We start from the raw sequence: 25895 nt of genomic DNA on the forward strand, positions 1-25895 counted from the left end.
ACCTAAATGCCGCATATTATTATTGAACACTCAGAAGACCTCCCTGTTTTACCACAAGTACTAGTAGAGAAAATTCATAACAGTACTTTTGAAAGCGGACTTTTTGATTTAGAAACAATTAAAACACGCGCAATTGCATACCAACAATACCAACTAGGTATAGGTAAAGAAGGGTTTATTCATATTCAAGTGCATATAATGGCAGGGCGAACGGTAGAACAAAAACAAATGTTAAGTGAGCACCTACTCGCATGTTTAAAAACCTACTGCAGAGACTCTGATAGCTTAAGCGTCAATATTTACGATATGGATCATGATGTATATCGAAAAAATTAGTTAACTCTTGTCGTTTTGAGTAATAAAAGTACACAATAGTAAGTAAAAGCCCCAATAGGGGCTTTTTGAATATTAAATACTTGCTCACTGCTGTTTATAAAAAACTTCTGATGAGTTACGAACGCCAGTAGATAACATTACTAATAAACAAGAAGATTGCGCAGAGCACACGGTGAAAGGACAAAGGCGCTTAGAGCAACCTATGACAGTGCCTGGTAGGAGAATTAACTATTTGCAACGCTATAATACTGGCAGAGTCCATAAATGTTCACTTTCAAAAGCATCTAATCGCGATCTGCTCTTTTTGCTAGCAGCACCAATGGATTTATATAGTTACGCATAAGGGAGGATGACTGAGCTAAAAAATTATGACTTAGCAGATCGCTAGCTCTTAGAGTTTTACCAAAAGAGCTAGACTACTTTAGAGCTGAAATTACTGAAACCTATTTAAAGTAATTACCAATATCAAATTACTTTTGAGATAACTCTATTTATCTACCGGATCTCTCTGATACTAATTTTTGTAACCAATAGCCATCATGCTTTTCAAAAATATTAAGCCCTTCTTTGGTCTTGACTAAAACATTATTACCAACAGTAGTATAATAAAGTGGGTTTGGATCAATCGATATTAATGCATGTACTCTGCCTATCATGTCATCTGAAAGGTGCTCTTCTAAAACGCTAACATCTTTAATACTAAGAGTGATGTAATCATATAGCTGTTTCGCAGTTATCTCAGATTTTAATTTTTGTACTGAGGCGTCTGCGACCCCCACACAGTTTGAATAAAAATCTATTCCAAGCATAGTTTGTTTGTTTTCACATAACGACAAGTCTGAAAACTGTGCAAAACATGTACTTGGGAATAATAAAATTAATAACTTTTTCATCGGGCCACCTGATAACGCTCTTCAATATTCCAACTTCTCCAGTCGGCAAATAATTTTTCAAACTGTTTCGGGCTTTGCGCAAAGCCATCTTCGATCGCTTGAATATCCCACATAGTTTTAATCTGAATACCAGCACTTAATGCATTTAAAAGAGCAGCTGTTTTAAATGCTGGTATACCTGTCTTCACCTCAAGAGCCTCACCAGCAGCGTCTGCAGTAGCTTCGGCCATGAAAGCAGTTTTAGATAAATCTGAGGTTGGATCTGCAGCAGATAATAATTTAGGTATAGCCTTCAATACCATTAACTTTGTCAAATCTTGTGTCAGTGATTGCTTCATTAAAAAGCATTGTTGGCGGTTATTAACTATGAAGCTATATTGCCGTTTAGATAACTTTGCACCTGATAGCATATCAGCACTCGCCGCAATCGCAACACACCCCATGACAGTCGTTGTGTCTGCGTTTCTAATTTTTTCGCGCAAAACACCGATATTTCGTTCGATCATAATTTTATTTGACATAACATTCCCTCGTTCAATAAAAATAAAAGGGTACATCAATTTTTTATTACTTTCCACATTTGAAATATTTTATCGATTAGATACTGATAATAGCTTTTTATTTTTTTCTATTTAAAAAAAGAGCACAGGGTAATTTAGGTTAGTAGGTATTTACTTGGAAAGTGTGTAAAAGTGGTGGCCCCTCCCAGACTCGAACTGGGGACCTAACGATTATGAGTTGCAAAACAAGAACTTACTACCAGTTACTTTTTGATATAACTATTTACTAATTTTCATAGTTATATCATAGGGTTATTGAGTAATCCCTACCTCTGATGCATAAATCATTATGTATTTCAGAACGTTAAATTTTACGTTCAAAGTAGCACAGAGGTAGCACCATATGTCAGACACAAAACTTCGCTTCACAGAATTGTCGCTTGAAAAGATAGAATCAAACGGTAAACGCACTCGTTATTATGACAATCTATTGTCAGGGCTCATTTTAGATGTGAGCGTGGCAGGTAAGAAGTCATTTAGAGTTTATAAAAAGATACCAGGACGAGACACCCCTATTAATGTCACCCTTGGATACTTCCCATCAATTTCACTTGATGATGCAAGGCGAATGGCTCGTAAAGTAATGGCAGATATTGCTGAGGGTATAAACCCGAACGACCTTAAGCGTCAGTTTAGAGCTGCTTCGATTACTCTGAAAGAAGCCTTTGAGTCATATATTGAATCTAGAGATCTTAAGCCTATAACTGAAAGAGGTTATCAACAAAAAATAAATTGCTATCTATCGGATTGGCATAACAAGCGCCTAGCCGATATAAATCAAACAATGATTTTAAAGCGTCAACGAGAAATAACCTCAAGAAGCCCTGCTCAGGCAAATTATACCATGCGCCTAATGCGTGCTTTATTTAACTTTGCTAAAGCTGAATACAAGTCTTCGGAAGGTCGCTCATTATTTCCAGAAAACCCTGTAGATGCACTTTCTGAAAAACGAAGCTGGAATAATGTAAAGCGTAAAACAACACGTCTGCGCCGTTCACAGCTAAAACCTTTTGTAGATGCATTATATGAAGTTAGAAATGAAGCTGCCAAATATCGCCAAAATAGTCGCGTTGGTTTTTGTGATTACCTAGAATTTTTAATTTTTTCAGGCCTGAGAAGGTCTGAGCTATTACAACTACCTTGGTCTCAGGTTCACCTTGAAGATAGGATATTCATTTTAGAAGATACAAAAAATGGCTTAGACGTTGAGTTCCCGAGCTATAGTCGTTTCTGGTGTATGAGAAAAAGTCATTGCGATGTAATCTGTTAATTGATCTTGACCGGATCAACAATTAACCAGAGAGACATCGCAATGACTGAAAATGATAATGTTATTTCCATTGAAAAACCAGACAATCCGTTAGAGCAGTTGCTTAAAAGCGGGGCGCAGCAGTTGTTAGCTCAAGCGATTGAGGCTGAGTTGGCTGTTTTATTGGCTCAATACCAGCATGAGACCGTCGAGGGACTTCAGCGGATCGTCAAAAATGGTCACCAGCCTGAGCGTACGATCCAAACAGGCCTTGGTGATATTGAGGTCAAAATACCTAAAGTCAGGGATCGAAAAAAGGAAGGCATTAAATTCAATAGTGCCTTGATCCCGCCTTATCTGAAACGGACAAAAAATATCGAAGAGCTGATCCCATGGCTCTATTTACGAGGAATTTCGACGGGTGATATGCAGCCCGCTTTAGTGTCTCTTTTAGGCGAGCAAGCCAAAGGTTTGTCGGCCAATAGTGTCTCTCGGTTGAAATCCACCTGGGAAACGGAGTATCAGCAGTGGTCTAAACGTTCCTTGGCTAAACGTCGATATGTGTATATCTGGGCCGATGGGATTTACAGTAAAATTCGAATGGATGATAAGCTGTGCTTACTGGTAATTATGGGGGTAGATGAAACGGGCAGAAAGGAGCTATTGGCGGTGGTTGACGGGGTTCGTGAGTCTGAGCAGAGCTGGACTGAAGTGTTAAATCAACTGCGCTCACAGGGTCTAACAATACCACCAAAATTGGCCATAGGGGATGGTGCGCTGGGGTTTTGGAATGCCCTCACCAAAGTATGGCCAACAACCCAACATCAACGTTGCTGGGTGCATAAAATCGCGAATGTGCTAAACAAAGTGCCGAAATCAATGCAACCTAAAATCAAAGCGAATTTACAAGATATCTGGATGGCAGAGAGTCGAGCTTCTGCTTATAAAGCGTATGATTTATTTGTTAAAAATTACTCAGTCAAATACCCAAAAGCGACGGATTGCTTGATGAAGGATAAAGATGAAATGCTGGCATTTTATGATTATCCTGCTGAGCATTGGATGCACATAAGAACGAGTAATCCGATAGAGTCAACGTTTGCGACGGTAAGGCTGAGAACGCATAAAGTGAAGAGTTGTGGCAGCCGGACAACCACCTTAATGATGGTTTTTAAACTCGCGCAGTCGGCAGAGAAAAAATGGTACCGCTTGCGAGGATTTAAGCTACTGGCTGAAGTAATTACAGGGGTAAAATTTAAAGACGGCGAAAGAATAACTCAAGATCAAACAGAGCATCAAGATGAGCTCATACACCAGATTTGACAATAACTCTTTATATAATGATGAAACATAAAATCTAAGGTAAGCAATGAACTAATTAACCGAGGTTCCGATATATTATTTAATTGGCTGCTTAATAGCGCTAATTGTTGATAGCTTTTCTCGCAACCATAAAGCTGCACTGATAATACTGCAAGCACAGACTGATATGGCTTATTTTCAGGTTTAATCATACTACTTGTCACTTATAGAGCTCTCCACGGGCATGTGCATCTCTGACCTCCTGTTCAGCATAGTCGTCCCCACAATGATTTACACTTCCCATCCCATCACTGTACTCATCAATAAAGCGATCCTCCTCTGACTTATCCTCAACGTCTAAGATAACAGCCACGGCCACCGAACCAATAACCTTTAGTGTTTTCCAAATCATATACCACCTCAAAAGCTAAGCATTACTTAGTATCTAAAATACATTAAAGCTAAGAAACTCTTAGTTTTCAAGTTAAGAATAAATATAAATGAAAACTAATGATGACTCCCCTTTCCCAAAACGATTAAAAGAAGCAAGAAAAGCAAAAGCACTATCCCAAAAAAAACTAGGGATCTTAGCTGGTATGGATGAGTTCGCAGCATCGGCCAGAATGAACCAATATGAAAAGGGTGTTCATGCTCCTGACTTCAAAACAGTTAAAGCATTAGCTCATATTTTAGAAGTGCCTACTGCATTTTTGTATTGCATAGAAGATAAACTCGCAGAGAAAATTCTGGAGTTACATCTTATATGCTTTAAAGTTGACTCTACAAAAAACTAAATTCAGTAATAGTATAGTTACTACCTACTGAATAAAAATGTCAGGGGAAGACAATTGACTAAAGAACTAAATATAGAAAATATCCATAATGAATATAAAAATTGGAAGTGGCTCATAGACTTTAAAAATGATTTAAAAAAATTAGGAGCTTATGACGATTTTTTTAATTTATATGATGAATCACAAAAACATGTAGAAGATTTAGAACAGTTCAAAGAAATTACCAATAGAAAAAGCTTTATTGCATCGGGCTCAGCCAAAGGAAATTTCATTCGTTCAATCCAGGATAAGGAAGTAGCGAAAGAAATTTTAATAGCTTTCTCAAATGGAATTGACAGTAAAGTTGAAGGCGTAATTCAAGCGATAATGTATAAAAAAGGCTTGAAAAGTGAAATTTTAGAAGAAAAAGAAAAATTTACTGAATTATTAAAGTTAACAAATACAGAAAAAAATAATTTTCTAAGAGAGATATTATCTTTACAAAGCAAGTTAAATGAAGAGCTGCGAATTAGCCAACAAAAAGTAATCGAGTTAGATGCGCTTTGCCAAAGTTTTTCAGAAGAAAGTGATAAGCAAAAAAGAACTGCCCTTGACATAAATGATATTAAAAAAAACCTTACTAATAATTTAAAGATAGAACTCGAAACTGGAATCGAAAATGCAAACAGGAGCTATAACGAATCAATTAAGAATCTACAGGAGCAATTAGAAAAAGAAAAAAGCGATTCTAAACAACGTATTGAGGGATTTATCGATGCCTATCAGCACCATATGAAGCTAAAAGCACCGGTACAATATTGGAAGGATAACTGCGAACATCATAAAAAAGCTGCCAAAAACTTTGGTATTGCTAGTTTAATTCTATCACTCATTATCTTTCTGCCAATTGCATATGTCGCTTGGGAAATATTAGCCACGGAAGAAATTATTTGGGGTAAAGTTGGTGTAGTTGCCTTCACTTCATCCTTAGCAATATGGTTAATCCGAGTTCTCGTAAGAATGTATTTAAGCCATAACCATATGCAAATGAACTCTCAAGAAAGAGTTGTTATGACGCAAGCCTATTTAGCATTAATTAGTGAAGGGGGAGCAACATCTGATGAAGAAAGAAATTTAGTTTTACAGGCGATTTTCAGACCGATCTCAACAGGTATCGTGACTGATGATGCTGCACCTCATAATATAATAGAGCTCATTAGTAAAAATAAGAAATAGAATAACCCACTATATAATCGTGTGTTTTTTTGATTATGAGTTTGGCATACCAAACTTCCCTCCCCTGTAATTTAAACCATTTCAAAATGAGGCATCATGAGCAATTCGCCTCCTTTTTACTGGGCTTTGCCCAGACCCCGCTATGTAGAAGCCTAAAATAGGCTTACACATAGCGGGGTCTGGGAATATAAGGTGTTATACGCATACTTTTATTTGCAGATTGAAATGGTTTGAAAAAGTGCTAATCTAGAAGCTCGTTTAGCTCTTAACGAGCAAAGAAAAATACAGGCGCTGTTCAGCTGCCTTCAAAACGTAGTAACGAGGTTTACAAGTTTCACTTCACTGTGAAAATCATATTGATACTTTTACGTATCAAAAATAATTAATGGCGAGATCAGTCCGAGCCAAACGTTATGCGTTGAACAGGGGCGAATAGGCGTTAGCCGCTGAGCTTTAATAGCCAGTCTATCTTACAAATCCCTTGGAGAGTTACTATGTCCTTTAATGCTAAGGCTGAAGCATTGCGCGGTAATCCCCCCATTTTTAATGGAGGCTATCTGTAGAATTTTCGTTGTTTAACTTTTCCAGTTTTTGTATGGGTGTTATGCCACCTATGCCCATGTTAGGGCGTTCATTATTATAAGTCCATAACCAATCGGTTGCTTTATCTTGTAACTCACTAATATCACTGTAAATATAATGACTTAGCCAGTCATACCTAACCGTGCGATTAAACCGCTCTACATAAGCATTTTGTTGCGGGTTACCTGGTTGAATAAATCGTAATTCAATATTATTATTTAACGCCCACTCTGCTAATTTATGGCTAATATATTCAGGCCCATTGTCACACCTGATAGCTTTTGGCTTACCACGCCATTCTATAATTTGATTGAGTGAGCGGATAACACGCTCAGCGGGGAGTGATAAGTCAGCATCTATTGTGAGTCCTTCGCGATTGAAATCATCAATCACATTGAACAAGCGACACGCTCTGCCATCCGATAATTGGTCGTGCATAAAATCCATTGACCAACATTCGTTAATGGCCTCAGGGACAGTCAATGGTTCAGGCTTCTCCCTTGTTAGACGTTTTCTAGGCTTTATTCGCAGATTCAACTCAAGCTCACGGTAAATACGATAAACGCGCTTATGATTCCATGTGTAGCCTTTAACATTGCGTAAATATAAAAAACATAAACCGAATCCCCAATTACGCTGACATTGGCTTAAATCCAATAGCAACGCTGCAATTTTCTCATTTTCATCAGACAGTTTTGGCGTATAGCGATAGCATGTTTCACTTATCATGAAAGTACGACAGGCTAAGGCAATACTCATTTTATTTGTGCTAACGACTTCATGAGCCAAGACTTTGCGCTCAGAAGCCTTTACCACTTTTTTGCCATTGCCTCCTGAATGACCTCAGATTTTAGCCGCTCTTCTGCATACATTTTCTTTAAACGGCGATTTTCATCTTCAAGCTCTTTCATTCGTGTCATTAAAGACGCATCCATGCCGCCGTATTTAGCGCGCCATTTATAAAAGGTTGAGTTGCCCATACCATGTTCACGGCATAGCTCAGGAATAGGCACGCCGCTTTCTGCTTGTTTTAAAATGGCAAGGATCTGACTGTCTGTAAAATGTGCTTTTTTCATAATTTTCTCCTGTGTTTACAATAAGAGAAAATTCTACGTTTGGCATCTATTATTTTTCGGGGGGATTACCGCGCCTAAAAAAAGAAAAAAAGCTAATCAGTAAAAAACGATTCAAGCCATCAAAGCTCGATATTCATAAACACAAACTACTAGCGCTTCATAAAGAAGCAACAAGCATTGCTTGTTTGCAACGATGGCTTTTGCGCAAAGGAGTAAAAACACACTGGAGTACTGTAAAGCGATGGATTGATAAAAATGCCTAAGTTCGCAAAGCCTGAAGCGCAAGCCCAGAAGCTAGCTAAAAACTTATACAAGCACAAAATTATTAAATCTCTTGGCACTGCTCGTAATTATAAAACTGCACTTATAAAAATAGCTAGATGGTCAAAGGATATTGGCATTAATGGTGTGCAAGGGATGAGCATTCAGGATGCTTATAAATACCTAGATTACCGCAGTGAGTTTGCAGGCCAAAAAACGCTGGATATGGAACGACAAGCAATTCAAGCTATGTTTAAACTCAACGGCAAACTTGGCCCTAAAGAAACGCTGACAGTAATAAAGTCCGAAAAAGATAAAATTGAAAAATCTCGCGCCTATACCTCAGCTCAAGCACATGCTGTTAGTGAACATCAAACTAATATGCATACCCTATCAACACAAATAGCTTATGCCGCAGGATTGAGAGCCCATGAACTTTTAACAATTGCCAAAGCATCGGAGCGTAAAGCCGATAGCCGTCCAACCCTTGATAGTAAATGGCTCGGTCGGGAAGGTTGTATTTATACTGTGAAAGGTAAAGGCGGTCTTGTCCGCGATGTATTAATACCTAACGCATTGGCATCCCAACTAGAAAAAAGGCGTTTAGCGCGGCCTGTAACAGTGCGTGATAGGGAAATTAACTATTTACAACGCTATGATATTGGTGGAGGCCATAAATGGTCATGCTCATTTTCAAAAGCATCTAATCGCGCTCTATTTTTTTCTAATGGCGGTCATGGCCTTAGGCATAGCTACGCACAAGAGAGAATGGATGAACTTAAAGGTTTGGGGCTTAGTAGGCAAATAGCTCTCGAAACTGTATCACAAGAGCTAGGTCACTTCAGGGCTGAAATTACTGAGGTTTATTTAAAGTAATAACTACCCTGAACTCTATACTGACTTAAAGCTGATTCTGGTTTTTAGTTGAATAGTTGAGTGATAGATATCAAGTCATTATGAATAGCAATATTGAGATACCGACTCAGTGAGTCGTCCCCATCTCTTCAAGTAGGTACGACTTTATTACAAATTGGACGCAATATCTTAAAAATGTTACTTATATATTTCATATCTATACTTTATTTCTAAGGGTAATGGGAATTGAATACAGGACGTACACATCTTTGGGATCGACGAGTTAGGCGTTTAAATGTAAAAAATCCTAACAAATTTGATAATAGCACCTGTTTTTTTTCTGACTTCACCCAAAATAAGCATATCGTCTTACTTGGCAGCCCTGGTTCAGGGAAGTCCCATCTATTTGAGCATCTTGCACAACTCAATAATCATTTGGTAATAAAGGTAACTTCCTTTTTAAATAAGCCAGCCTCTCTTTTGGGTAATAAGATCTTCCTTGATGGTTTAGATGAATCCAGAGCAGGCGCTGACGGAGTCGTATTAAGCCAAATTGTACAAAAATTATTTCAACTTGAACCGGAGCAATTTGTCCTCTCTTGTCGAGAAAGTGACTGGTATGGAAATGTCGATCTTGACATTTTGAATGATTACTTTGAAGAAGATGTTGTAATACTGCGTTTAGAACCTTTGGATCATTTTGAACAAGCATCGATATTAAATGGTCTAAATATTGAAATTAACACCCAAGAATTCTTTGAAAAATCAAAAGCTTACGGGCCATCTGGGCTGTTAGAAAATCCACAGACTTTAATAATGCTTGCAGAATCTGTAGCTGTTGATGGCTGGCCTAAAACTAAGAAAGAGCTATTTGAATCCACAGTAACATTACTTCTTCGGGAGCATAATCAGAAAGTATCAAAAAAGAGTTAGGTCGATTCGTTCCCCTAGAACTAGAAGATACTGCAGGAGCTATATTTGCGTGCAGACTATTAAGTGATGTAGAGGGTTTTTCGGTTGATGAATCCAACGATAATCTAGTTCTGCCAATTCGTAGCCTTACTGAACTCGATACAATGGGTATTGAAAAGACAGTTGCTATCCTGAGTCGGAGAATTTGCGCAAAGAGCGATACTGAAGGGGTGTTTGATTATTGTCATAGGACAATTGCTGAGTTTGTAGCTGCTAAATGGATTTCAAAGCAGGTAGATTGTAGTGGTACAGTGATTTTGGCCACCCATTAAGAAAGAAATGTTATGCTAATAAGCATACAAATTTGGGTGAAAAAATGACGAAATTAAAACGTGCAACATATTCAGCGGCAATTAAATTAGAAACGGCTCAGCTTGTAGTAGACCAAGGTTATACGCAAGAAGACGCAGCAAAAGCGATGGGTGTTGGTAAATCAACCGTCAGTAAATGGGTAACTCAATTAAAGCAAGAACGTAATGGTCAGACACCCTTAGCTTCACCAATGACGCCCGAACAAATTGAAATCCGTGAGCTTAAAAAGCAAATACAACGCATTGAATTAGAAAAGGATATATTAAAAAAGGCTACCGCTCTCTTGATGTCCGACTCCCTGAACAATTCTCGTTAATCGAGAAGTTAAATCAACGAGAGCGTTATCCAATTAGTCTGCTGTGTAGCGTATTCAATGTGCATCGCAGCAGCTATAAGTACTGGGCCATACGGGATACAGCGCCGACACCTGAGCAAGCAAGGTTAGAGGCTGAAGTAAAAGCAATACATGCGATGAGTGGTGGTTCAGCAGGGGCACGGACAATCGCAGCGATAGCAACGAACAATGATTTTGAATTGAGCCGTTATCGTGCAGCTAAGCTAATGGTTAAATTAAAGCTCGAAAGCTGCCAAGTACCTCAACATTCATATAAACGTGGTGGTAATGAACACCTTGAAATCCCAAACCTGCTTGATAGACAGTTTGATGTTGTTGAGCCGGATACCGTGTGGTGCGGTGATGTGACGTATATTTGGACAGGCAATCGCTGGGCTTATTTAGCCGTGGTTATTGATTTATTTGCACGCAAAGTGGTTGGCTGGGCAATGTCGTTATCACCAGATACTAATTTAACGCTAAAAGCGCTTGAACTCGCGTATGAAAGCAGAGGAAAACCGACAGGACTGATGTTTCACTCTGACCAAGGTAGTCATTATACAAGTTTAAAATATCGCCAACGTTTATGGCGCTATAAAATCACACAAAGTATGAGCAGGCGTGGAAACTGTTGGGATAATGCGCCAATGGAGCGATTTTTTAGAAGCTTTAAGACGGAATGGATGCCAAAGAGTGGATATGGAAATTTTATAGACGCTAAATATAGCGTTAGTGATTACATAAATGGATATTACAATAATGTTAGGCCGCATCATTATAATGCCGGTTTAGCGCCAAATGAATCTGAGGTCAGATACAAAGATTCTAAAACTGTGGCCAAATTTTATTGACCACTACAGATAAAGGGTTGCCGATTGGACGTATATTATCAATCGTTGGTTTAAACGGATTCCCAACATCTGAATTAAGGGGGCTATTCGCATGGTTAGTAGTCTTTCAACCCAACATAGCAGCGCAATTAATAGCTAAAGACCCTTATGGCGTTTTAACCTATGGTGATCCAGCCTCTTTATCTGATAGCAATAAACTCATTTTGTTAGATGCGCTTGCAGAGCACTCTGAGCATAACCCTTGGTTCAGAAACACCTACTGGGATGAACCTAATATAGGTGGAGTAATAAGCGATAGATTAGTGCCCAAATTGAAAAGTATATTGCTCAATGAGCAAAGCAGCTTTCAACTTAGAGCCCTTATTTTTGATGCGCTTGAGCAATCTAAACCAATACCTTCACTTCTAGACACTTATAAGCAAGTACTTATCAACACTGATTTTAGTATACGTGATAAAGAGAGCGCAGTAGTTTTGCTGTCGAAATCAGGAGAGCCATCTTATCAATTTGTGCAAACAATATACAAAGGGTTGTTAACACAAAATGATAAAGTTTCGTTGCGAATCAAAACAAAGCTTATATCGAATTTTTTTGGAAGCGTATTTACTTGGAAAGATATTACAAAATTGCTCAATAGCTTAATAGCTTATAACGGGAAGACCGCAATAGGTGAATTCTGGGATCTTGTGGATTTAGCTAGTGAAAAAGAGTCTATATTACTGCTAAATAACTTCCCTAATCAAGATAATGACAATACATATAGTACAGAGCATCGAGAGATAGACTCTGAGCTTCAATACCTACATAACAGCTGGCTCAATCAAGCTCTAAATAGTGAAATTAGTTTCACCGGTAAGGAGCTCCTTAATTGGTTAATGCGTAGTAGCTCTTTAAGAGGAGGTTTTAGCTCTCAGTGGGCTAAAGAAAACACTGCAAAATTAAGAGAAAGAACCCATGAATTGAGAGAAGCCTTTCGCTGTAGAGTTATTGTCAAATCTGGTGTATGAGCTCATCTTGATGCTCTGTTTGATCTTGAGTTATTCTTTCGCCGTCTTTAAATTTTACCCCTGTAATTACTTCAGCCAGTAGCTTAAATCCTCGAGTTATTGTCAAATCTGGTGTATGAGCTCATCTTGATGCTCTGTTTGATCTTGAGTTATTCTTTCGCCGTCTTTAAATTTTACCCCTGTAATTACTTCAGCCAGTAGCTTAAATCCTCGCAAGCGGTACCATTTTTTCTCTGCCGACTGCGCGAGTTTAAAAACCATCATTAAGGTGGTTGTCCGGCTGCCACAACTCTTCACTTTATGCGTTCTCAGCCTTACCGTCGCAAACGTTGACTCTATCGGATTACTCGTTCTTATGTGCATCCAATGCTCAGCAGGATAATCATAAAATGCCAGCATTTCATCTTTATCCTTCATCAAGCAATCCGTCGCTTTTGGGTATTTGACTGAGTAATTTTTAACAAATAAATCATACGCTTTATAAGCAGAAGCTCGACTCTCTGCCATCCAGATATCTTGTAAATTCGCTTTGATTTTAGGTTGCATTGATTTCGGCACTTTGTTTAGCACATTCGCGATTTTATGCACCCAGCAACGTTGATGTTGGGTTGTTGGCCATACTTTGGTGAGGGCATTCCAAAACCCCAGCGCACCATCCCCTATGGCCAATTTTGGTGGTATTGTTAGACCCTGTGAGCGCAGTTGATTTAACACTTCAGTCCAGCTCTGCTCAGACTCACGAACCCCGTCAACCACCGCCAATAGCTCCTTTCTGCCCGTTTCATCTACCCCCATAATTACCAGTAAGCACAGCTTATCATCCATTCGAATTTTACTGTAAATCCCATCGGCCCAGATATACACATATCGACGTTTAGCCAAGGAACGTTTAGACCACTGCTGATACTCCGTTTCCCAGGTGGATTTCAACCGAGAGACACTATTGGCCGACAAACCTTTGGCTTGCTCGCCTAAAAGAGACACTAAAGCGGGCTGCATATCACCCGTCGAAATTCCTCGTAAATAGAGCCATGGGATCAGCTCTTCGATATTTTTTGTCCGTTTCAGATAAGGCGGGATCAAGGCACTATTGAATTTAATGCCTTCCTTTTTTCGATCCCTGACTTTAGGTATTTTGACCTCAATATCACCAAGGCCTGTTTGGATCGTACGCTCAGGCTGGTGACCATTTTTGACGATCCGCTGAAGTCCCTCGACGGTCTCATGCTGGTATTGAGCCAATAAAACAGCCAACTCAGCCTCAATCGCTTGAGCTAACAACTGCTGCGCCCCGCTTTTAAGCAACTGCTCTAACGGATTGTCTGGTTTTTCAATGGAAATAACATTATCATTTTCAGTCATTGCGATGTCTCTCTGGTTAATTGTTGATCCGGTCAAGATCAATTAACAGATTACATCGCAATGACTTTTTCTCATACACCAGAAACGACTATAGCTCTAAATCCTCGCAAGCGGTACCATTTTTTCTCTGCCGACTGCGCGAGTTTAAAAACCATCATTAAGGTGGTTGTCCGGCTGCCACAACTCTTCACTTTATGCGTTCTCAGCCTTACCGTCGCAAACGTTGACTCTATCGGATTACTCGTTCTTATGTGCATCCAATGCTCAGCAGGATAATCATAAAATGCCAGCATTTCATCTTTATCCTTCATCAAGCAATCCGTCGCTTTTGGGTATTTGACTGAGTAATTTTTAACAAATAAATCATACGCTTTATAAGCAGAAGCTCGACTCTCTGCCATCCAGATATCTTGTAAATTCGCTTTGATTTTAGGTTGCATTGATTTCGGCACTTTGTTTAGCACATTCGCGATTTTATGCACCCAGCAACGTTGATGTTGGGTTGTTGGCCATACTTTGGTGAGGGCATTCCAAAACCCCAGCGCACCATCCCCTATGGCCAATTTTGGTGGTATTGTTAGACCCTGTGAGCGCAGTTGATTTAACACTTCAGTCCAGCTCTGCTCAGACTCACGAACCCCGTCAACCACCGCCAATAGCTCCTTTCTGCCCGTTTCATCTACCCCCATAATTACCAGTAAGCACAGCTTATCATCCATTCGAATTTTACTGTAAATCCCATCGGCCCAGATATACACATATCGACGTTTAGCCAAGGAACGTTTAGACCACTGCTGATACTCCGTTTCCCAGGTGGATTTCAACCGAGAGACACTATTGGCCGACAAACCTTTGGCTTGCTCGCCTAAAAGAGACACTAAAGCGGGCTGCATATCACCCGTCGAAATTCCTCGTAAATAGAGCCATGGGATCAGCTCTTCGATATTTTTTGTCCGTTTCAGATAAGGCGGGATCAAGGCACTATTGAATTTAATGCCTTCCTTTTTTCGATCCCTGACTTTAGGTATTTTGACCTCAATATCACCAAGGCCTGTTTGGATCGTACGCTCAGGCTGGTGACCATTTTTGACGATCCGCTGAAGTCCCTCGACGGTCTCATGCTGGTATTGAGCCAATAAAACAGCCAACTCAGCCTCAATCGCTTGAGCTAACAACTGCTGCGCCCCGCTTTTAAGCAACTGCTCTAACGGATTGTCTGGTTTTTCAATGGAAATAACATTATCATTTTCAGTCATTGCGATGTCTCTCTGGTTAATTGTTGATCCGGTCAAGATCAATTAACAGATTACATCGCAATGACTTTTTCTCATACACCAGAAACGACTATAGCTCTTCGCTGTATACTTTTAGATGAAGCCACTGATAGATCTTTAATGTTTAGAATTAACAGATTTCGAAATGATTTCCCTAGAATACTTTCAAATAGTGAGCAACTCTCAGAGGCTTTAAATATACTAAATGATTGCACTACAACACTTGTTGAAGAAATTTACAGATGCGCTTTTCAATTATGTTTTATAGATCCTAAAAATAATATTGAAAATTTTAATTACTTAGTAGATTTCCCAAATAATTCTAATCTTCAGGCAATTGCGGACCAAGAGTTGAGTTGCGAGGTAGAAGACTGGCGATATGAAGATATTGCAAATAGCTTAAAATTTAAAGCCAACTCTAAAAAATCACAAATGCACAATCTTAATCAATTTGAAAGGGAAAAGACCCTTATTGAAAGCGGTGAGCACTTAGGTCATTTAGGTTGGCTTGCATATCTATATTACGGGCATTATAGCAATATACCTGAATGTAGGCTTGATGAACCATTAGTTATATTATCAACATACTTCAATGGTAACGACTTCAGTTACGTCTTAGAAGGCTTCAAATCAATAACTTACAGAACAGACCTTTATGATTTAGGTTATATAATTCAGCTCACCAAAGAAGGTAAATCAGCCCGTATTTTATCTGCATTTTTAGCCGGACTAGACGAATTATGGAGAGAGACCCAGAGTATATCTGCATGGACAACAGATAAAATAAAGCTAGGACTAATACTGGATAGCTTTTGCCTATCACCTCAATTAAAAAAAAGAGACCACACATCAAGAAACTGGTTGCAAGCTATACTGCATGAAAAGCCACAATTGGCAGTTGAAACATATTATGAGTATATGTTAGCAGAAATTAAATCAGGTTTTCAGTATCTACATGCAAAGCATATATTTCTAAATTCAAAAAAACTAAAGGCATTTCGTAAAGAGTCAACTATCAAACTTTTAGAGACCTGCTTTTCAAAACCTTATGCTCAAGACTTTTGGCATGGAGCAATCAATGATAAGGAAAGTCTCAATAAGCTAGGAGAAATTGTTACAAATATATTAAGTACAGCTCAAGATCTAGAAAAGGATTTAAGAGAGTTCTATGTAGCACAGGCGTTCATTATCCTACCTTCTTACAAACTGCAATTTATGCCGAATGACGAAGATAGCCTCAACCAACTTTGGATTATTAAGGAACAAATAGAGAAGTATGGGCCCAACTTAGAGCTGGTATCAACTGAAAAAAAAGTTTCAATCTATAGCTGTCTTGCTAGGGGCTGTTGATCTTTGTTTGAATTTTGTGCGTAAGCGGTAATCTCGTATAATTTACTTCGCCAAAAACAAACCTTACGAGATTACCATGCCCCGATTAATGCTCACTGATAAGTTGTGGTCGAAGCTAAAATCAATTTTGCTTGAAGATAGAGTTTATAACAAGCTTGAACACAGACAAACGATGGAAGGAATTTTATATCGCTTACGTGTTGGTTGCCCATGGCGTGACCTCCCTGAGTGTTTTGGTTTATGGAATACTATTTACCGCCGATTTCTACTTTGGTCTAAAAAAGGAATATTAATAAGGTTGTTCAAATCATTATCCGCCAATAGTGACACTGAGTGGGAATTCATTGATGGCAGTTATGTTAAAGCACATCAACACAGTACAGGTGCTGCGTCTCAACAAGAACAAGCGATAGCATTAAGTCGTGGCGGTAATACAAGTAAAATTCATTTAGCTGTTGATAGTTATGGCTTACCAATTGAATTTATTATTACAGGCGGCGATGTTCATGATAGTAAAGTGGCAAATGAACTGATTGAATTATTGCCCCAAGGCGATTTTGTTATCGCAGACAAAGGCTATGATAGTGAAGTCATTAGAAATAAGGTTCGAGAGAGAAACTCAAGCCCAGTGATCCCTAGAAAGAAAAACTCAAAAACAGGTAATGGTGATATTGATTGGTGCTTATATAAATATAGGCATTGCATATTCTCCCCAGCTTTGATCACCCAATGGCACTAACTTTGATCACTTATTCTCATTAAGCTTTGATCACGAAAATCACTCTATAATGATCACTTTTGTGTTCTTAATGATTTTGCCGATCAAAGCTTAATGCCACTCGTAACCGAGTTCACGTTTTATCATTTTTGTAGGTATGTTAAACCGTTATCTAAATCATTTGATGAGGATAACAATAATGTCAACAAGACCTATATCTATGAGTAAATTACATGCTATTTTACGGCTGAAATATTCAGCAAAATTATCCCATCGAGAGATTGCTAGAAGCTTAAATATCTCCCCTGGCACTGTGGCTAATTACGTTAAAAAGGCCAATGAGTTAGGGTTAAACCAATGGCCGTTACCTGAAGATAAACAACACGGTACTTTTCTTAATACAAAAATCAGGGACTTCTCAACCCGTCAAAAAAGATACCCAACACCTGACTGGCTCACCATCAATAAGGATTTAAAGCAGCACAAACATTTGACGTTGCAGTTAGTCTTCGATGAATTGTGTGAGAAAGTCGGTGAGCCTTATTACAGCTATAGCCACTTCTGCCGCGCCTACCGGCAATGGTTAGGAAAACAACGGTTGTCGATGCGTCAGCATCATAAAGGCGGTGAAAAGCTGTTTGTGGATTATTGTGGCCCTACGCTGACCATCACGTGCCCTACAACACAGGAAACACGACCTGCTCAAGTGTTTGTTGCCGTGCTCGGCGCATCAAATTATACCTATGCTGAGGCAACGTATAGTCAACAACTTGAAGATTGGGTGATGAGTCATGCCCGTTGCTTTGCATTTTTAGGCGGTGTTCCAGAGCTTGTTATTCCCGACAACTTAAAAAGCGCCGTTAGTAAACCCTGTCGCTACGAGCCTGATTTAAACCCCACGTATCATCAATTAGCCGAGTATTTTAATGTCGCTGTCATACCGGCTAGACCTTATAAACCCAAAGATAAATCGAAGGCTGAAGTCGGTGTACAAATTGTTGAGCGTTGGATCATGGCACGTCTACGCAAGCAAACCTTCTACAGCTTAGCGCATCTAAATCAAGAAATAGCAAAGCTACTTGATGTAATGAACAATAAGGTCATGAAGCAATATCAACAGTCACGTAAACAGCTATTTGAGATGGTGGATAAAAGCGCATTAAAGCCATTGCCTGAAAAGCCCTATCACTATACACAAATCAAAACGGTGCGAGTACACATTGATTATCATGTTGAAATAGAAAAACATTATTACAGTGTGCCGTATCAGTGGGTTAAGAAACAATTACGCGCACACATAACCAATCAGCTAGTACAGCTTTATCATGACGATACCTTAATCGCACAGCATCCGCGCTCACATCGTTTAGGAGGGCATACAACACAGTCTCATCATATGCCTCTGGCGCATCAAAAACAGCATGAGCAGTCACCGATAAATTTACGCTCATGGGCATTAAGTATCGGGGAGTATACTCACCAAGTTATTGAGTTACAGCTCAGTGGACGGCGTCACCCCGAGCACGCTTATCGCGCCTGTTTAGGGGTGTTAAGTTTAGCTAAAACTTATTCAAAAGAACGGCTTGATCAAGCGTGTTATCGCGCAATCATAATGAATACGACAACACTCAAATCAATAAAGCAGATGCTGAAGAAAGGGTTGGATCAACAACCGTTACCCACACAGCAAACAGAGCCAGAAAAGCCAATAAAGCATGACAACATACGCGGCACACAGTATTACCATTAAGGAAATGAATCATGATAGACACCATTAACCAACAACTTCAACTACTCAAGTTATCCGGTATAAAACACGCATTAAAGCAGCAGCTTGAGCAGCCTAACTTATACCAAGAGCAAAGCTTTATAGAGCGCATCAGTTTATTGCTAACACATGAAATTGACACGCGTGAGCAAAGAAAAATCGACCGGCTCGTGCGACACGCTAAATTCCGCTTACCGGCTCAGTTAAATCAGCTGATTTACTCACCGGCACGTAATATAGAAAAAGCACAGATACGTAACTTAAGCCAAAATAGCTGGCTGAACTTACATCAAAATATCTTAATCACCGGGGCAACAGGCTGTGGAAAAACATACCTCGCATGTGCCTTAGGGCATGAGCACTGCCTACAAGGAAAAAGCGTTTACTATATTCGATTAAAAGAACTACTTGAAAGCCTGTTTCTAGCACAAGCAGATGGTAGTTACCGGAAATTACTGGCGAAGTTAATAAAGTATGATCTACTGATCTTAGACGACTGGGGGCTTGAACCACTGAGTGCACAGCAACGAGGTGACTTACTCGAATTAATCGATGCGCGGTATGGGTATAAATCACACATAATTATAAGTCAGCTCCCGCAGGAAAACTGGCATGAGATGATTGGAGAATCAACCCATGCTGACGCCATTTTAGATAGGCTAATTCATGGTTCGATTAAGTTGAATTTAAAAGGAGAATCGATACGAAAACAGTTAAATAAATTGACTGATGATGATCAGTTAAGCTAATTTAAAAATGGCTCTACAAAATGATAAATCAGGTGATCAAAGCTGATGAGAATCGGTGATCAAAGTCATGAGAATACGCAGGCATTTAGTTGAAAATGCCTTTGCAAGGCTAAAGCACTTCCGTGCTATAGCGACAAGGTACGATAAATTGAAATTACAAGTTTGAGAGTATGTTAGCGCTGGCATGTGCAATGATTTGGCTACCAATGTGAAAGATCAACAGCCCCTAATGAGTTTGCAAGACGGTTTGTAAATACTCCAAGACCAAAAAGTGGTTGGTCAGGGAATAGAAATGATCATGAGGCTTCTGCTGTAGTTAAAGATGCAATATTTAAACTAGCATCGATTCCACTTCCGGTGGCAAGAAATGCTCTTAGAGGTATGCTCAGCGAACCTGAGTTTAATACATACAATCAAACATTAATGGCAGCAATTCATGACTCTGAACAGCTATATAGAGAAGCAAGCTTTAAAAAGCCATCATGGAAGGGGGCTGCGAATACATTGTTTAATCAAAAGCCATCAAATATTGATGACTTATCTTCCTTAGTGTCAGCTCATTTAAATGACTTAGCTAAAGTTATTAAATCAGATAATGCTAATATTCATAAGCAATTTTGGAATGTAGATCAATACGGAAAGTTAGTTAATCCTAAGCCTGAAAATGAGGGAAGAGATGCTTTATTAACACTCCTTAGAAATAAACTACCTAACTATATAAGCTCAGAGCCTGAAGACCTTCAATTTGCAAACAAAAGAGCTGACATAGCTTGCAGTTATACAGAGCAGCATCTTAAACTGCCTATCGAAATTAAGAGACACTATCACCCTGATTTGTGGGATGCACCCAAGGACCAATTATACAAACAATATATGAAACACGCAGAGCGCTCAGGGAGAGGTATATTCTTAGTTTTTTGGTACGGGTTAGACTCAAAACGAAAGATACCCAACACAAAAAACTATAAGGATTATAAGCCTAAATCAGTTGATGAACTAGCCTCTGCTTTGGAGGCATCTCTAAGTGAGCAACTAAAAGATGCAATTGAAGTTGTAGTTATCGATGTTTCTGGTGATGTATAAGCAGTCAAGGTAGTTTTATTCGATAAATATTTTTCTTGTATTAAGCGCTTTAGCCCAACCCAGTTAATAAGTATAATTAAAAGTAGCACAGAGGTAGCACAGGGTAATTTCTGTTAGTAGGTGTTTACTTGGAAAGTTTGTAAAAGTGGTGGCCCCTCCCAGACTCGAACTGGGGACCTAACGATTATGAGTCGTGTGCTCTAACCAACTGAGCTAAGGGGCCAACTTTTATATAACTGCTAGGCAGTTAATTTTTGAAGCGTTCAGTCACAGAGCGACTAAAGCGGGTTGCAGTATAAAAACTTTTTGAGAGCTTGTCACTACTAAAAACCTTTATTTTAACAATCAGTAAGCTAACTGCTTAAATAGTAATCTTTTATGAGGGAGTAATGTGTAAAAATGAGGAATTTAAGAGAAGGGATTCATGCAAGCCAATTAAAAGTGCCTCTTTAAGCTGTATTTAAAATTGACTTACACAACTAATAATACAAATAACACAACGTTACTTTTTAGCAATAATATAAATAGCGTGTATTAACCCTGGGAAATAACCTAGCAGTGTTAATAAAATATTTAACCAAAAATGCATACCTAAGCCTACTTGCAAAAATACACCTAGTGGCGGTAATAAAACTGACAATATTATACGAATGATATCCATAACTTAACTCCTTTAAAATTAAAAAACAAAAAGCCCAGATTCACTGGGCTTTGAGTATAGTGCATTATTCAGCAACGATAGATAATTTATCTACCACGTCGCGCACATCTTCAGCATTTTTGGCAATTTTAACCGCTAGCTGTTTTTCAGCTTCAGATTCTACAGAACCGTTTAGAGTTACAATACCGTTATCGGTATCAACATCTATGTCTGTACCACCAACTTCTGAGTCAAATAGGAAGCGTGTTGTGATTACGGTGGTGATTTTAGCGTCTGTTAGGTCGTTATCACCATCATCCATCATGTCTTTGTCTGTGTTTTTGGTATCCATGTTTTTTACAACAGTCAGGCTGTTTTCAACATCGGATACGCCATCTAGGCTAAGTACAAGTTCTTCTGCTAACTCTTTTTCAATTTCGCTATCAACTTTACCTGTAAGTACTACCTTGCCATTTTTTACATCAGTGTTAATGTCAAAGTTGTTTAGATTAGTGTTCATAAGTAGCACTGTTTCTGCCTTACCATCAATCCAAGCATCTTTACTTTCGTTTTCCCAGCTGTTTGCTTGGGCACTCATAGCCGTAGTACCAAGAACTAAAGCCGCGATAATAGATTTGTTAAATGTTTTCATAATCTTTCTCCTTTTGATTAAAGACACTTTAACTAATGCGAACTTTAGGCCAACTAAATTTAACATTTAAATTCAATGGGTTGGAATTTAAATTAACTCATTTCATGTTATAGCCGTGTAACTATTTACAGACTCATCGGTAAAACTTTCTCACATTGTGAAAATAGCTAGATAATTGCTGTTTTGGTTAATCTATCGTTAATATAACAAAACTAAAAACAGACTGAAAAATTAAGCCTCTGATAATTATTGAAATTATATTTGGTACGCCGTTTGCTTACTCACCACCAATAGTAAATATAATAAGGAATACCCATGTCTGTAAAAGTTGAAGACCGCCCAATAGAGCAGGTACGCGAACAAGTGATAGATCAATTAATTTATAATTACAGCCATGGCGTTATTTCAGTGGATGCATTTGAAAGACGCTTAGATGAGGCTATGGATGCAAGTAGTAATGAAGCTTTGTTAATCCTAGTTGAAGACTTAACACTTAATACCGATCAGCAATATAAAGCAGAAAAACAATCGCAATTTACTCCACATTATAGTGCACAGCAAAACAGCGATGATGATTTTACGCTACGCAGCATTTTGGGTTCTAACGAGCGCAGCGGCCAATGGGTTGTGCCAAAAAATATATACTTAACCAATTTTATGGGCTCTGTAGTGCTTGATTTTACTGATGCCATTTTTACCCATCAAAATGTAACGATTCACGTTAACTGTATTTTTGGTAGCGATGAAATTTATGTGCCAGAGCATGTAAATGTAGTCTCTAAAATGTTTTGTATTTTAAGCAGCCTTGAAAACAAGTCGGTATCGCTTAACAAGCGCCAAGGACCCACTATTCATATTGAAGGTAAAGCAGTAATGGGGTCGGTTGAAGTTAAAATAAAACGCACCATAAAAGAGAAGTTTATGAGCTTTGCAAACGAGCTAAAAACACAACTTGGCGTTAATAATAACCGCTCATTATAATTTATCTAGCAGCACGTTAGAGTCGATTGGCCTTTAAGGTCAGATATTGCCTTGATTAGGTGCGTTTAATTGCTGCCCGAGATTTGTAACCTAAATAACCTGAACTCTGGATAATAAATCTATCTCAAGCAACTATTTTCAGTGCTAACTGCAGTCCTAGGTAGGGCCTTTCGTTAGCCTGTGTTTGGCATTTATACGTTGTTATTAACTATTTATAGGGAATAAGCACACCACATAGGTGTGTTCTACTAAAAACCAAACACACGGCTTAAAATTCAACTTCGAAAGATAAATAAGCCTAAGTTACTGCCTGACGTTTTATTATAAATCGTTATTCCGCTCGCTTGGTATATCACTTAAATATTCTACGAACTCTACTTCAAATCCAGCCGGATCGATAAAATAAACATTTTTTCTAAATGGGTTGTCACCGCCTTGTTTATCTATTTTAAAACCAACTTGTTGCAAACGCTTTACTACTGCATCTAAATTTTGGGTAACGTAAGCAAAGTGCGCTAAACCTAATTGATGGCCTGCTAAATCTCGGTTTTCACCTTCACCATGATCGCTCATTGCAATGTATTGTGTGTCATCACCAAAATGCACCCAGCGCCTTGGTTTACCATGCCAAGTGCCCCTACCTTCACTTCGGATTGACCAATAAGGGAATACCGCTTGATAAAATTTAATCATATCCTCAATATTATTAACCACTAAATTGACATGTTCTAAATACATAATGTGTCCTTCTTGATTGAGTATGCAAACACAATAAAACCTCAAGTTAACTTTAGGTAAAGTGGTTTTTTAGATTTATTTAAATTTTATACAGCCGCAAATATATATGCAGAACAATAAAGTATAAAAAACACACAAAAGTATTTAGGGTTTATTGTTTACTTTATGGCAGAAATCGCTAAAATACGCCGGCTGAAATATATAAACGTTCTTTTACAACCCAAAGGTAACTCCATGCATCCAATGTTAAACATTGCGGTTCGCGCTGCGCGTAACGCAGGCAAAATTTTACTTCGCGCAAGTGAAGATTTATCAAAAGTTGAAGTGCAACAAAAAGGCGCTAACGACTTAGTAACTAACATTGATAAAGAAGCTGAAGCCGTAATTCGTGACACTATTTTACAATCTTACCCAACTCACTCGATTGTTGGTGAAGAGTTAGGTGAGCATAAAGGCAAGGATGATGATTACCAATGGATTGTAGATCCTATCGATGGAACAACTAATTTCATCAAAGGCATCCCTCATTACGCGGTTTCTATCGCACTTAAAGTTAAAGGTCGTTTAGACCAAGCTGTTATTTATGATCCAATTCGTGGTGAGCTTTTCACTGCTTCTCGTGGTCAAGGCACTCAACTTAACAGCAAACGTCTTCGTGTAAGCAAAACTACCGTTCTTGCGGGCACTGTACTTGCTACTGGTTTCCCTTTCAAAAATAAAAACCACATGGATGCATACACTGAAGCGTTTAAAGCATTGTTTGTACACACTGCTGATATTCGTCGCGCAGGTTGTTCTGCACTAGATATGGCATACGTTGCAGCGGGTCGTGTTGATGGATTTTTTGAAATTGGTTTAAAACCGTGGAATTCTGCAGCGGGCGAACTAATGGTTAAAGAAGCCGGCGGTATGGTTGTAGATTTTGCTGGTGGTAATAACTATAGCCACAGCGGTAATATCATCTGTGGTTCACCAAAATTGACTCAAGCGATTATTCGTGAAATTCGCCCAGTATTAACTGAGTCGTTACTTCGCTAATTTAATGCTACTAATACTAATCTGCATAAGTATTTGAACAATTTAACGAATTAAATTTCCCTACCTAAGTAGATTGGTACAACAGTATACTAAAAAGGAGCTCAGGCTCCTTTTTTTGTGTCTAAAAATAAGCGTTATCAAGCTTAAGCTCTATTGTTTTACCTTTTGTGTAAGGTAATGAATTAAGCTCTGTCGCGAAATACTCATAAAATAGCGCATCAAATTCACCATTTTTTTGCATGATCTTAAGCCCTTTTTCAATCGCTTGAGCCAGTTCGGGTTTATTTTTTGAGACAAAATAATAAAGCCCAGTTGGATAGCTAATGTATAAATCTGGCACTATTACTAAATTCTTATCTTTTAAATCCATAAGCTCTGAATTAACTTCGATGAATGAGCGCGGAAAATAATCAATCCGCCCCTGACTTGTTAATGCAAACATCGAGTTTAAATTAGAAAGTGGCCTAACACTTAGTCCATTGTTAACTAATATCCGCATGTCAGGCCAATCATGACCTTGCACTGCAATAAGCATTGATAATTGCTCAACAGAGGTAATACCTTTAAATTTATCTACATTTTTTGTATTCGTAAGCAGTGCTCTTTTACCAATATACCCTTTAAATAAAGGGATTTTAATTGCAATCGCCAACGACTCTCGCTCAGGGCTACTCATACTCCAATATAAATCAAGGGAGCTCCCATCAAGTGCCATAAGGTTTCGTTGTTGATGAGGGTGAACTGGCACTAAATTTATTTCAGCTGAGTAATCTGCTCTGATAAGTGCTTTTGAGAGTAATTCATTGAGGTAGTCGTCACGCGTAAAATGCGAGTGTTGATCTTGAGGGACATTAATAATATTGACTTCGCTTGCTATAGCACTACACACAAACAAGCTTACAACGCTAACCAGATACTTAAATGGCAACATAATAATCACCTA

The 25895-nt window shown here is 38.6% G+C and carries 26 protein-coding genes, 2 tRNA genes and 2 pseudogenes; 17 read left to right on the top strand and 13 right to left on the bottom strand.

Translation table 11 applies throughout. The annotated features are described in order from the left end of the window. Positions 1-6 precede the first annotated feature (6 nt). Positions 7-336 carry a 5-carboxymethyl-2-hydroxymuconate Delta-isomerase gene (locus AC0VZ4_RS17880; protein WP_007376008.1) on the top strand — a complete coding sequence of 110 codons (330 nt, stop codon included), beginning with the start codon at positions 7-9 and terminating at the stop codon, positions 334-336. A 491-nt stretch (positions 337-827) separates the two neighbouring features. Here AC0VZ4_RS17880 and AC0VZ4_RS17885 read toward each other — a convergent pair whose 3' ends face one another. From AC0VZ4_RS17885 to AC0VZ4_RS17895, 3 genes are all read right to left on the bottom strand, one after another. Continuing rightward, complete coding sequence (locus AC0VZ4_RS17885; RefSeq protein ID WP_008136929.1) at positions 828-1229, bottom strand: hypothetical protein; 402 nt, start codon at positions 1227-1229, stop codon at positions 828-830. Next, positions 1226-1750: a hypothetical protein gene (locus AC0VZ4_RS17890; RefSeq protein ID WP_475440329.1), complete on the bottom strand. Its 525-nt coding sequence runs from the start codon at positions 1748-1750 to the stop codon at positions 1226-1228. The genes AC0VZ4_RS17885 and AC0VZ4_RS17890 overlap by 4 nt, the downstream gene beginning before the upstream one ends. 172 nt (positions 1751-1922) lie before the next feature. Then, positions 1923-2008, bottom strand: a tRNA-OTHER gene (locus AC0VZ4_RS17895). A 124-nt stretch (positions 2009-2132) separates the two neighbouring features. On the opposite strand from AC0VZ4_RS17895, the gene AC0VZ4_RS17900 reads away from it, so the two are divergent. Both AC0VZ4_RS17900 and AC0VZ4_RS17905 read left to right on the top strand, forming a co-directional pair. Further along, the gene (locus tag AC0VZ4_RS17900; protein ID WP_475440330.1) at positions 2133-3059 is read left to right on the top strand and encodes a tyrosine-type recombinase/integrase; all 927 of its coding nucleotides are present in this window, start codon (positions 2133-2135) and stop codon (positions 3057-3059) included. A gap of 42 nt (positions 3060-3101) precedes the next feature. Further along, the gene (locus tag AC0VZ4_RS17905) at positions 3102-4361 is read left to right on the top strand and encodes an IS256 family transposase (RefSeq protein WP_475439694.1); all 1260 of its coding nucleotides are present in this window, start codon (positions 3102-3104) and stop codon (positions 4359-4361) included. Between the two features lie 199 nt (positions 4362-4560). Here AC0VZ4_RS17905 and AC0VZ4_RS17910 read toward each other — a convergent pair whose 3' ends face one another. After that, on the bottom strand, positions 4561-4752 hold the full coding sequence (locus AC0VZ4_RS17910; protein ID WP_475440331.1) for a hypothetical protein: 192 nt from the start codon (positions 4750-4752) through the stop codon (positions 4561-4563). 88 nt (positions 4753-4840) lie between these two features. On the opposite strand from AC0VZ4_RS17910, the gene AC0VZ4_RS17915 reads away from it, so the two are divergent. Together AC0VZ4_RS17915 and AC0VZ4_RS17920 are read left to right on the top strand one after the other, a co-directional pair. After that, positions 4841-5134 (top strand): helix-turn-helix domain-containing protein, encoded by a 294-nt coding sequence (locus tag AC0VZ4_RS17915; protein ID WP_475440332.1) that lies wholly within the window; start codon positions 4841-4843, stop codon positions 5132-5134. A 54-nt stretch (positions 5135-5188) separates the two neighbouring features. Continuing rightward, positions 5189-6349, top strand: coding sequence for a DUF6161 domain-containing protein (locus AC0VZ4_RS17920; RefSeq protein ID WP_475440333.1), 1161 nt, complete (start codon positions 5189-5191; stop codon positions 6347-6349). A 543-nt stretch (positions 6350-6892) separates the two neighbouring features. Here the strand turns inward: AC0VZ4_RS17920 and AC0VZ4_RS17925 are convergent. Beyond that, a protein-coding gene (locus tag AC0VZ4_RS17925) for an IS3 family transposase (RefSeq protein WP_475440334.1) occupies positions 6893-8007 on the bottom strand; the annotation gives its coding sequence in 2 pieces (ribosomal slippage) (positions 6893-7755 and positions 7755-8007; 1116 coding nt in all). A 255-nt stretch (positions 8008-8262) separates the two neighbouring features. Between AC0VZ4_RS17925 and AC0VZ4_RS17930 the strand changes: the two genes are divergently transcribed. The 4 genes from AC0VZ4_RS17930 to AC0VZ4_RS17945 all read left to right on the top strand — a co-directional run bounded on the left by AC0VZ4_RS17930 (position 8263) and on the right by AC0VZ4_RS17945 (position 12599). Further along, a complete protein-coding gene (locus AC0VZ4_RS17930; RefSeq protein ID WP_475440335.1) occupies positions 8263-9144 on the top strand; it encodes a site-specific integrase in 882 nt (293 codons plus the stop codon). A 225-nt stretch (positions 9145-9369) separates the two neighbouring features. Continuing rightward, complete coding sequence (locus tag AC0VZ4_RS17935) at positions 9370-10056, top strand: hypothetical protein (RefSeq protein ID WP_475440336.1); 687 nt, start codon at positions 9370-9372, stop codon at positions 10054-10056. A 355-nt stretch (positions 10057-10411) separates the two neighbouring features. Further along, positions 10412-11592, top strand: a protein-coding gene (locus AC0VZ4_RS17940) for an IS3 family transposase (RefSeq protein ID WP_475440337.1) whose coding sequence is annotated in 2 segments (ribosomal slippage) — positions 10412-10670 and positions 10670-11592 — 1182 coding nt in all. Because the reading frame shifts where the segments join, the coding sequence is not laid out codon by codon here. Further along, positions 11589-12599, top strand: a complete 1011-nt coding sequence (locus AC0VZ4_RS17945) for a hypothetical protein (protein WP_475440339.1) — start codon at positions 11589-11591, stop codon at positions 12597-12599. Before AC0VZ4_RS17940 ends, AC0VZ4_RS17945 begins: the two co-directional genes overlap by 4 nt. Here AC0VZ4_RS17945 and AC0VZ4_RS17950 read toward each other — a convergent pair. The 3 genes from AC0VZ4_RS17950 to AC0VZ4_RS17960 all read right to left on the bottom strand — a co-directional run bounded on the left by AC0VZ4_RS17950 (position 12583) and on the right by AC0VZ4_RS17960 (position 15217). Next, a complete protein-coding gene (locus AC0VZ4_RS17950; protein WP_475440340.1) occupies positions 12583-12705 on the bottom strand; it encodes a hypothetical protein in 123 nt (40 codons plus the stop codon). The genes AC0VZ4_RS17945 and AC0VZ4_RS17950 overlap by 17 nt on opposite strands. Then, positions 12702-13961 carry an IS256 family transposase gene (locus AC0VZ4_RS17955; protein ID WP_475439694.1) on the bottom strand — a complete coding sequence of 420 codons (1260 nt, stop codon included), beginning with the start codon at positions 13959-13961 and terminating at the stop codon, positions 12702-12704. The genes AC0VZ4_RS17950 and AC0VZ4_RS17955 overlap by 4 nt, the downstream gene beginning before the upstream one ends. A gap of 71 nt (positions 13962-14032) precedes the next feature. After that, positions 14033-15217 carry an IS256 family transposase gene (locus AC0VZ4_RS17960; RefSeq protein ID WP_475440341.1) on the bottom strand — a complete coding sequence of 395 codons (1185 nt, stop codon included), beginning with the start codon at positions 15215-15217 and terminating at the stop codon, positions 14033-14035. A 60-nt stretch (positions 15218-15277) separates the two neighbouring features. Between AC0VZ4_RS17960 and AC0VZ4_RS17965 the strand changes: the two genes are divergently transcribed. From AC0VZ4_RS17965 to AC0VZ4_RS17990, 6 genes and pseudogenes are all read left to right on the top strand, one after another. Further along, positions 15278-16585 (top strand): hypothetical protein, encoded by a 1308-nt coding sequence (locus tag AC0VZ4_RS17965; RefSeq protein ID WP_475440342.1) that lies wholly within the window; start codon positions 15278-15280, stop codon positions 16583-16585. Between the two features lie 76 nt (positions 16586-16661). Then, positions 16662-17291, top strand: a pseudogene (locus AC0VZ4_RS17970) (IS5 family transposase); the annotation flags it as partial. Positions 17292-17502: 211 nt separating this feature from the next. Then, positions 17503-19053, top strand: a complete 1551-nt coding sequence (istA, locus tag AC0VZ4_RS17975) for an IS21 family transposase (protein WP_475439695.1) — start codon at positions 17503-17505, stop codon at positions 19051-19053. A gap of 11 nt (positions 19054-19064) precedes the next feature. Beyond that, the gene (gene istB / locus AC0VZ4_RS17980; protein ID WP_290210805.1) at positions 19065-19820 is read left to right on the top strand and encodes an IS21-like element helper ATPase IstB; all 756 of its coding nucleotides are present in this window, start codon (positions 19065-19067) and stop codon (positions 19818-19820) included. A gap of 79 nt (positions 19821-19899) precedes the next feature. Beyond that, positions 19900-20032: pseudogene (locus AC0VZ4_RS17985) on the top strand (transposase); the annotation flags it as partial. Positions 20033-20243: 211 nt separating this feature from the next. After that, a complete protein-coding gene (locus AC0VZ4_RS17990; RefSeq protein WP_475440343.1) occupies positions 20244-20903 on the top strand; it encodes a hypothetical protein in 660 nt (219 codons plus the stop codon). Positions 20904-21049: 146 nt separating this feature from the next. Here the strand turns inward: AC0VZ4_RS17990 and AC0VZ4_RS17995 are convergent. The 3 genes from AC0VZ4_RS17995 to AC0VZ4_RS18005 form a co-directional block, all read right to left on the bottom strand. Next, positions 21050-21126 (bottom strand) — tRNA-Ile (locus AC0VZ4_RS17995). A 279-nt stretch (positions 21127-21405) separates the two neighbouring features. Beyond that, positions 21406-21564, bottom strand: a complete 159-nt coding sequence (locus AC0VZ4_RS18000; protein WP_002957822.1) for a YqaE/Pmp3 family membrane protein — start codon at positions 21562-21564, stop codon at positions 21406-21408. 64 nt (positions 21565-21628) lie between these two features. Next, the gene (locus AC0VZ4_RS18005; RefSeq protein WP_007376001.1) at positions 21629-22195 is read right to left on the bottom strand and encodes a BON domain-containing protein; all 567 of its coding nucleotides are present in this window, start codon (positions 22193-22195) and stop codon (positions 21629-21631) included. A 315-nt stretch (positions 22196-22510) separates the two neighbouring features. Between AC0VZ4_RS18005 and AC0VZ4_RS18010 the strand changes: the two genes are divergently transcribed. After that, a complete protein-coding gene (locus tag AC0VZ4_RS18010) occupies positions 22511-23176 on the top strand; it encodes a LiaF domain-containing protein (protein ID WP_033030818.1) in 666 nt (221 codons plus the stop codon). Positions 23177-23497: 321 nt separating this feature from the next. On the opposite strand, the gene AC0VZ4_RS18015 is transcribed toward AC0VZ4_RS18010, so the two are convergent. After that, on the bottom strand, positions 23498-23914 hold the full coding sequence (locus AC0VZ4_RS18015) for a VOC family protein (RefSeq protein ID WP_096793846.1): 417 nt from the start codon (positions 23912-23914) through the stop codon (positions 23498-23500). Positions 23915-24148: 234 nt separating this feature from the next. On the opposite strand from AC0VZ4_RS18015, the gene suhB reads away from it, so the two are divergent. Further along, positions 24149-24952, top strand: a complete 804-nt coding sequence (gene suhB / locus AC0VZ4_RS18020; RefSeq protein WP_007375998.1) for an inositol-1-monophosphatase — start codon at positions 24149-24151, stop codon at positions 24950-24952. A 121-nt stretch (positions 24953-25073) separates the two neighbouring features. On the opposite strand, the gene AC0VZ4_RS18025 is transcribed toward suhB, so the two are convergent. Continuing rightward, positions 25074-25883 (bottom strand): substrate-binding periplasmic protein, encoded by an 810-nt coding sequence (locus AC0VZ4_RS18025; protein WP_475440344.1) that lies wholly within the window; start codon positions 25881-25883, stop codon positions 25074-25076. Positions 25884-25895 lie beyond the last annotated feature (12 nt).

Source organism: Pseudoalteromonas sp. QJM3NY_22, assembly GCF_056173065.1.

What these genes read in the sequence shown, in the direction of transcription:
- AC0VZ4_RS18010 (WP_033030818.1), top strand. Translation starts at nt 22,511, where the DNA reads ATGTCTGTAAAAGTTGAAGACCGCCCAATAGAGCAGGTACGCGAACAA.
- suhB (WP_007375998.1), top strand. Translation starts at nt 24,149, where the DNA reads ATGCATCCAATGTTAAACATTGCGGTTCGCGCTGCGCGTAACGCAGGC.
- AC0VZ4_RS17930 (WP_475440335.1), top strand. Translation starts at nt 8,263, where the DNA reads ATGCCTAAGTTCGCAAAGCCTGAAGCGCAAGCCCAGAAGCTAGCTAAA.
- AC0VZ4_RS17990 (WP_475440343.1), top strand. Translation starts at nt 20,244, where the DNA reads ATGGCAGCAATTCATGACTCTGAACAGCTATATAGAGAAGCAAGCTTT.
- AC0VZ4_RS17880 (WP_007376008.1), top strand. Translation starts at nt 7, where the DNA reads ATGCCGCATATTATTATTGAACACTCAGAAGACCTCCCTGTTTTACCA.
- AC0VZ4_RS17885 (WP_008136929.1), bottom strand. Translation starts at nt 1,229, where the DNA reads ATGAAAAAGTTATTAATTTTATTATTCCCAAGTACATGTTTTGCACAG.
- AC0VZ4_RS17900 (WP_475440330.1), top strand. Translation starts at nt 2,133, where the DNA reads ATGTCAGACACAAAACTTCGCTTCACAGAATTGTCGCTTGAAAAGATA.
- AC0VZ4_RS17965 (WP_475440342.1), top strand. Translation starts at nt 15,278, where the DNA reads ATGACTTTTTCTCATACACCAGAAACGACTATAGCTCTTCGCTGTATA.
- AC0VZ4_RS17910 (WP_475440331.1), bottom strand. Translation starts at nt 4,752, where the DNA reads ATGATTTGGAAAACACTAAAGGTTATTGGTTCGGTGGCCGTGGCTGTT.
- AC0VZ4_RS18015 (WP_096793846.1), bottom strand. Translation starts at nt 23,914, where the DNA reads ATGTATTTAGAACATGTCAATTTAGTGGTTAATAATATTGAGGATATG.
- AC0VZ4_RS18005 (WP_007376001.1), bottom strand. Translation starts at nt 22,195, where the DNA reads ATGAAAACATTTAACAAATCTATTATCGCGGCTTTAGTTCTTGGTACT.
- AC0VZ4_RS17915 (WP_475440332.1), top strand. Translation starts at nt 4,841, where the DNA reads ATGAAAACTAATGATGACTCCCCTTTCCCAAAACGATTAAAAGAAGCA.
- AC0VZ4_RS17955 (WP_475439694.1), bottom strand. Translation starts at nt 13,961, where the DNA reads ATGACTGAAAATGATAATGTTATTTCCATTGAAAAACCAGACAATCCG.
- AC0VZ4_RS17960 (WP_475440341.1), bottom strand. Translation starts at nt 15,217, where the DNA reads ATGACTGAAAATGATAATGTTATTTCCATTGAAAAACCAGACAATCCG.
- AC0VZ4_RS17890 (WP_475440329.1), bottom strand. Translation starts at nt 1,750, where the DNA reads ATGTCAAATAAAATTATGATCGAACGAAATATCGGTGTTTTGCGCGAA.
- AC0VZ4_RS17905 (WP_475439694.1), top strand. Translation starts at nt 3,102, where the DNA reads ATGACTGAAAATGATAATGTTATTTCCATTGAAAAACCAGACAATCCG.
- AC0VZ4_RS18025 (WP_475440344.1), bottom strand. Translation starts at nt 25,883, where the DNA reads ATGTTGCCATTTAAGTATCTGGTTAGCGTTGTAAGCTTGTTTGTGTGT.
- istB (WP_290210805.1), top strand. Translation starts at nt 19,065, where the DNA reads ATGATAGACACCATTAACCAACAACTTCAACTACTCAAGTTATCCGGT.
- AC0VZ4_RS18000 (WP_002957822.1), bottom strand. Translation starts at nt 21,564, where the DNA reads ATGGATATCATTCGTATAATATTGTCAGTTTTATTACCGCCACTAGGT.
- istA (WP_475439695.1), top strand. Translation starts at nt 17,503, where the DNA reads ATGTCAACAAGACCTATATCTATGAGTAAATTACATGCTATTTTACGG.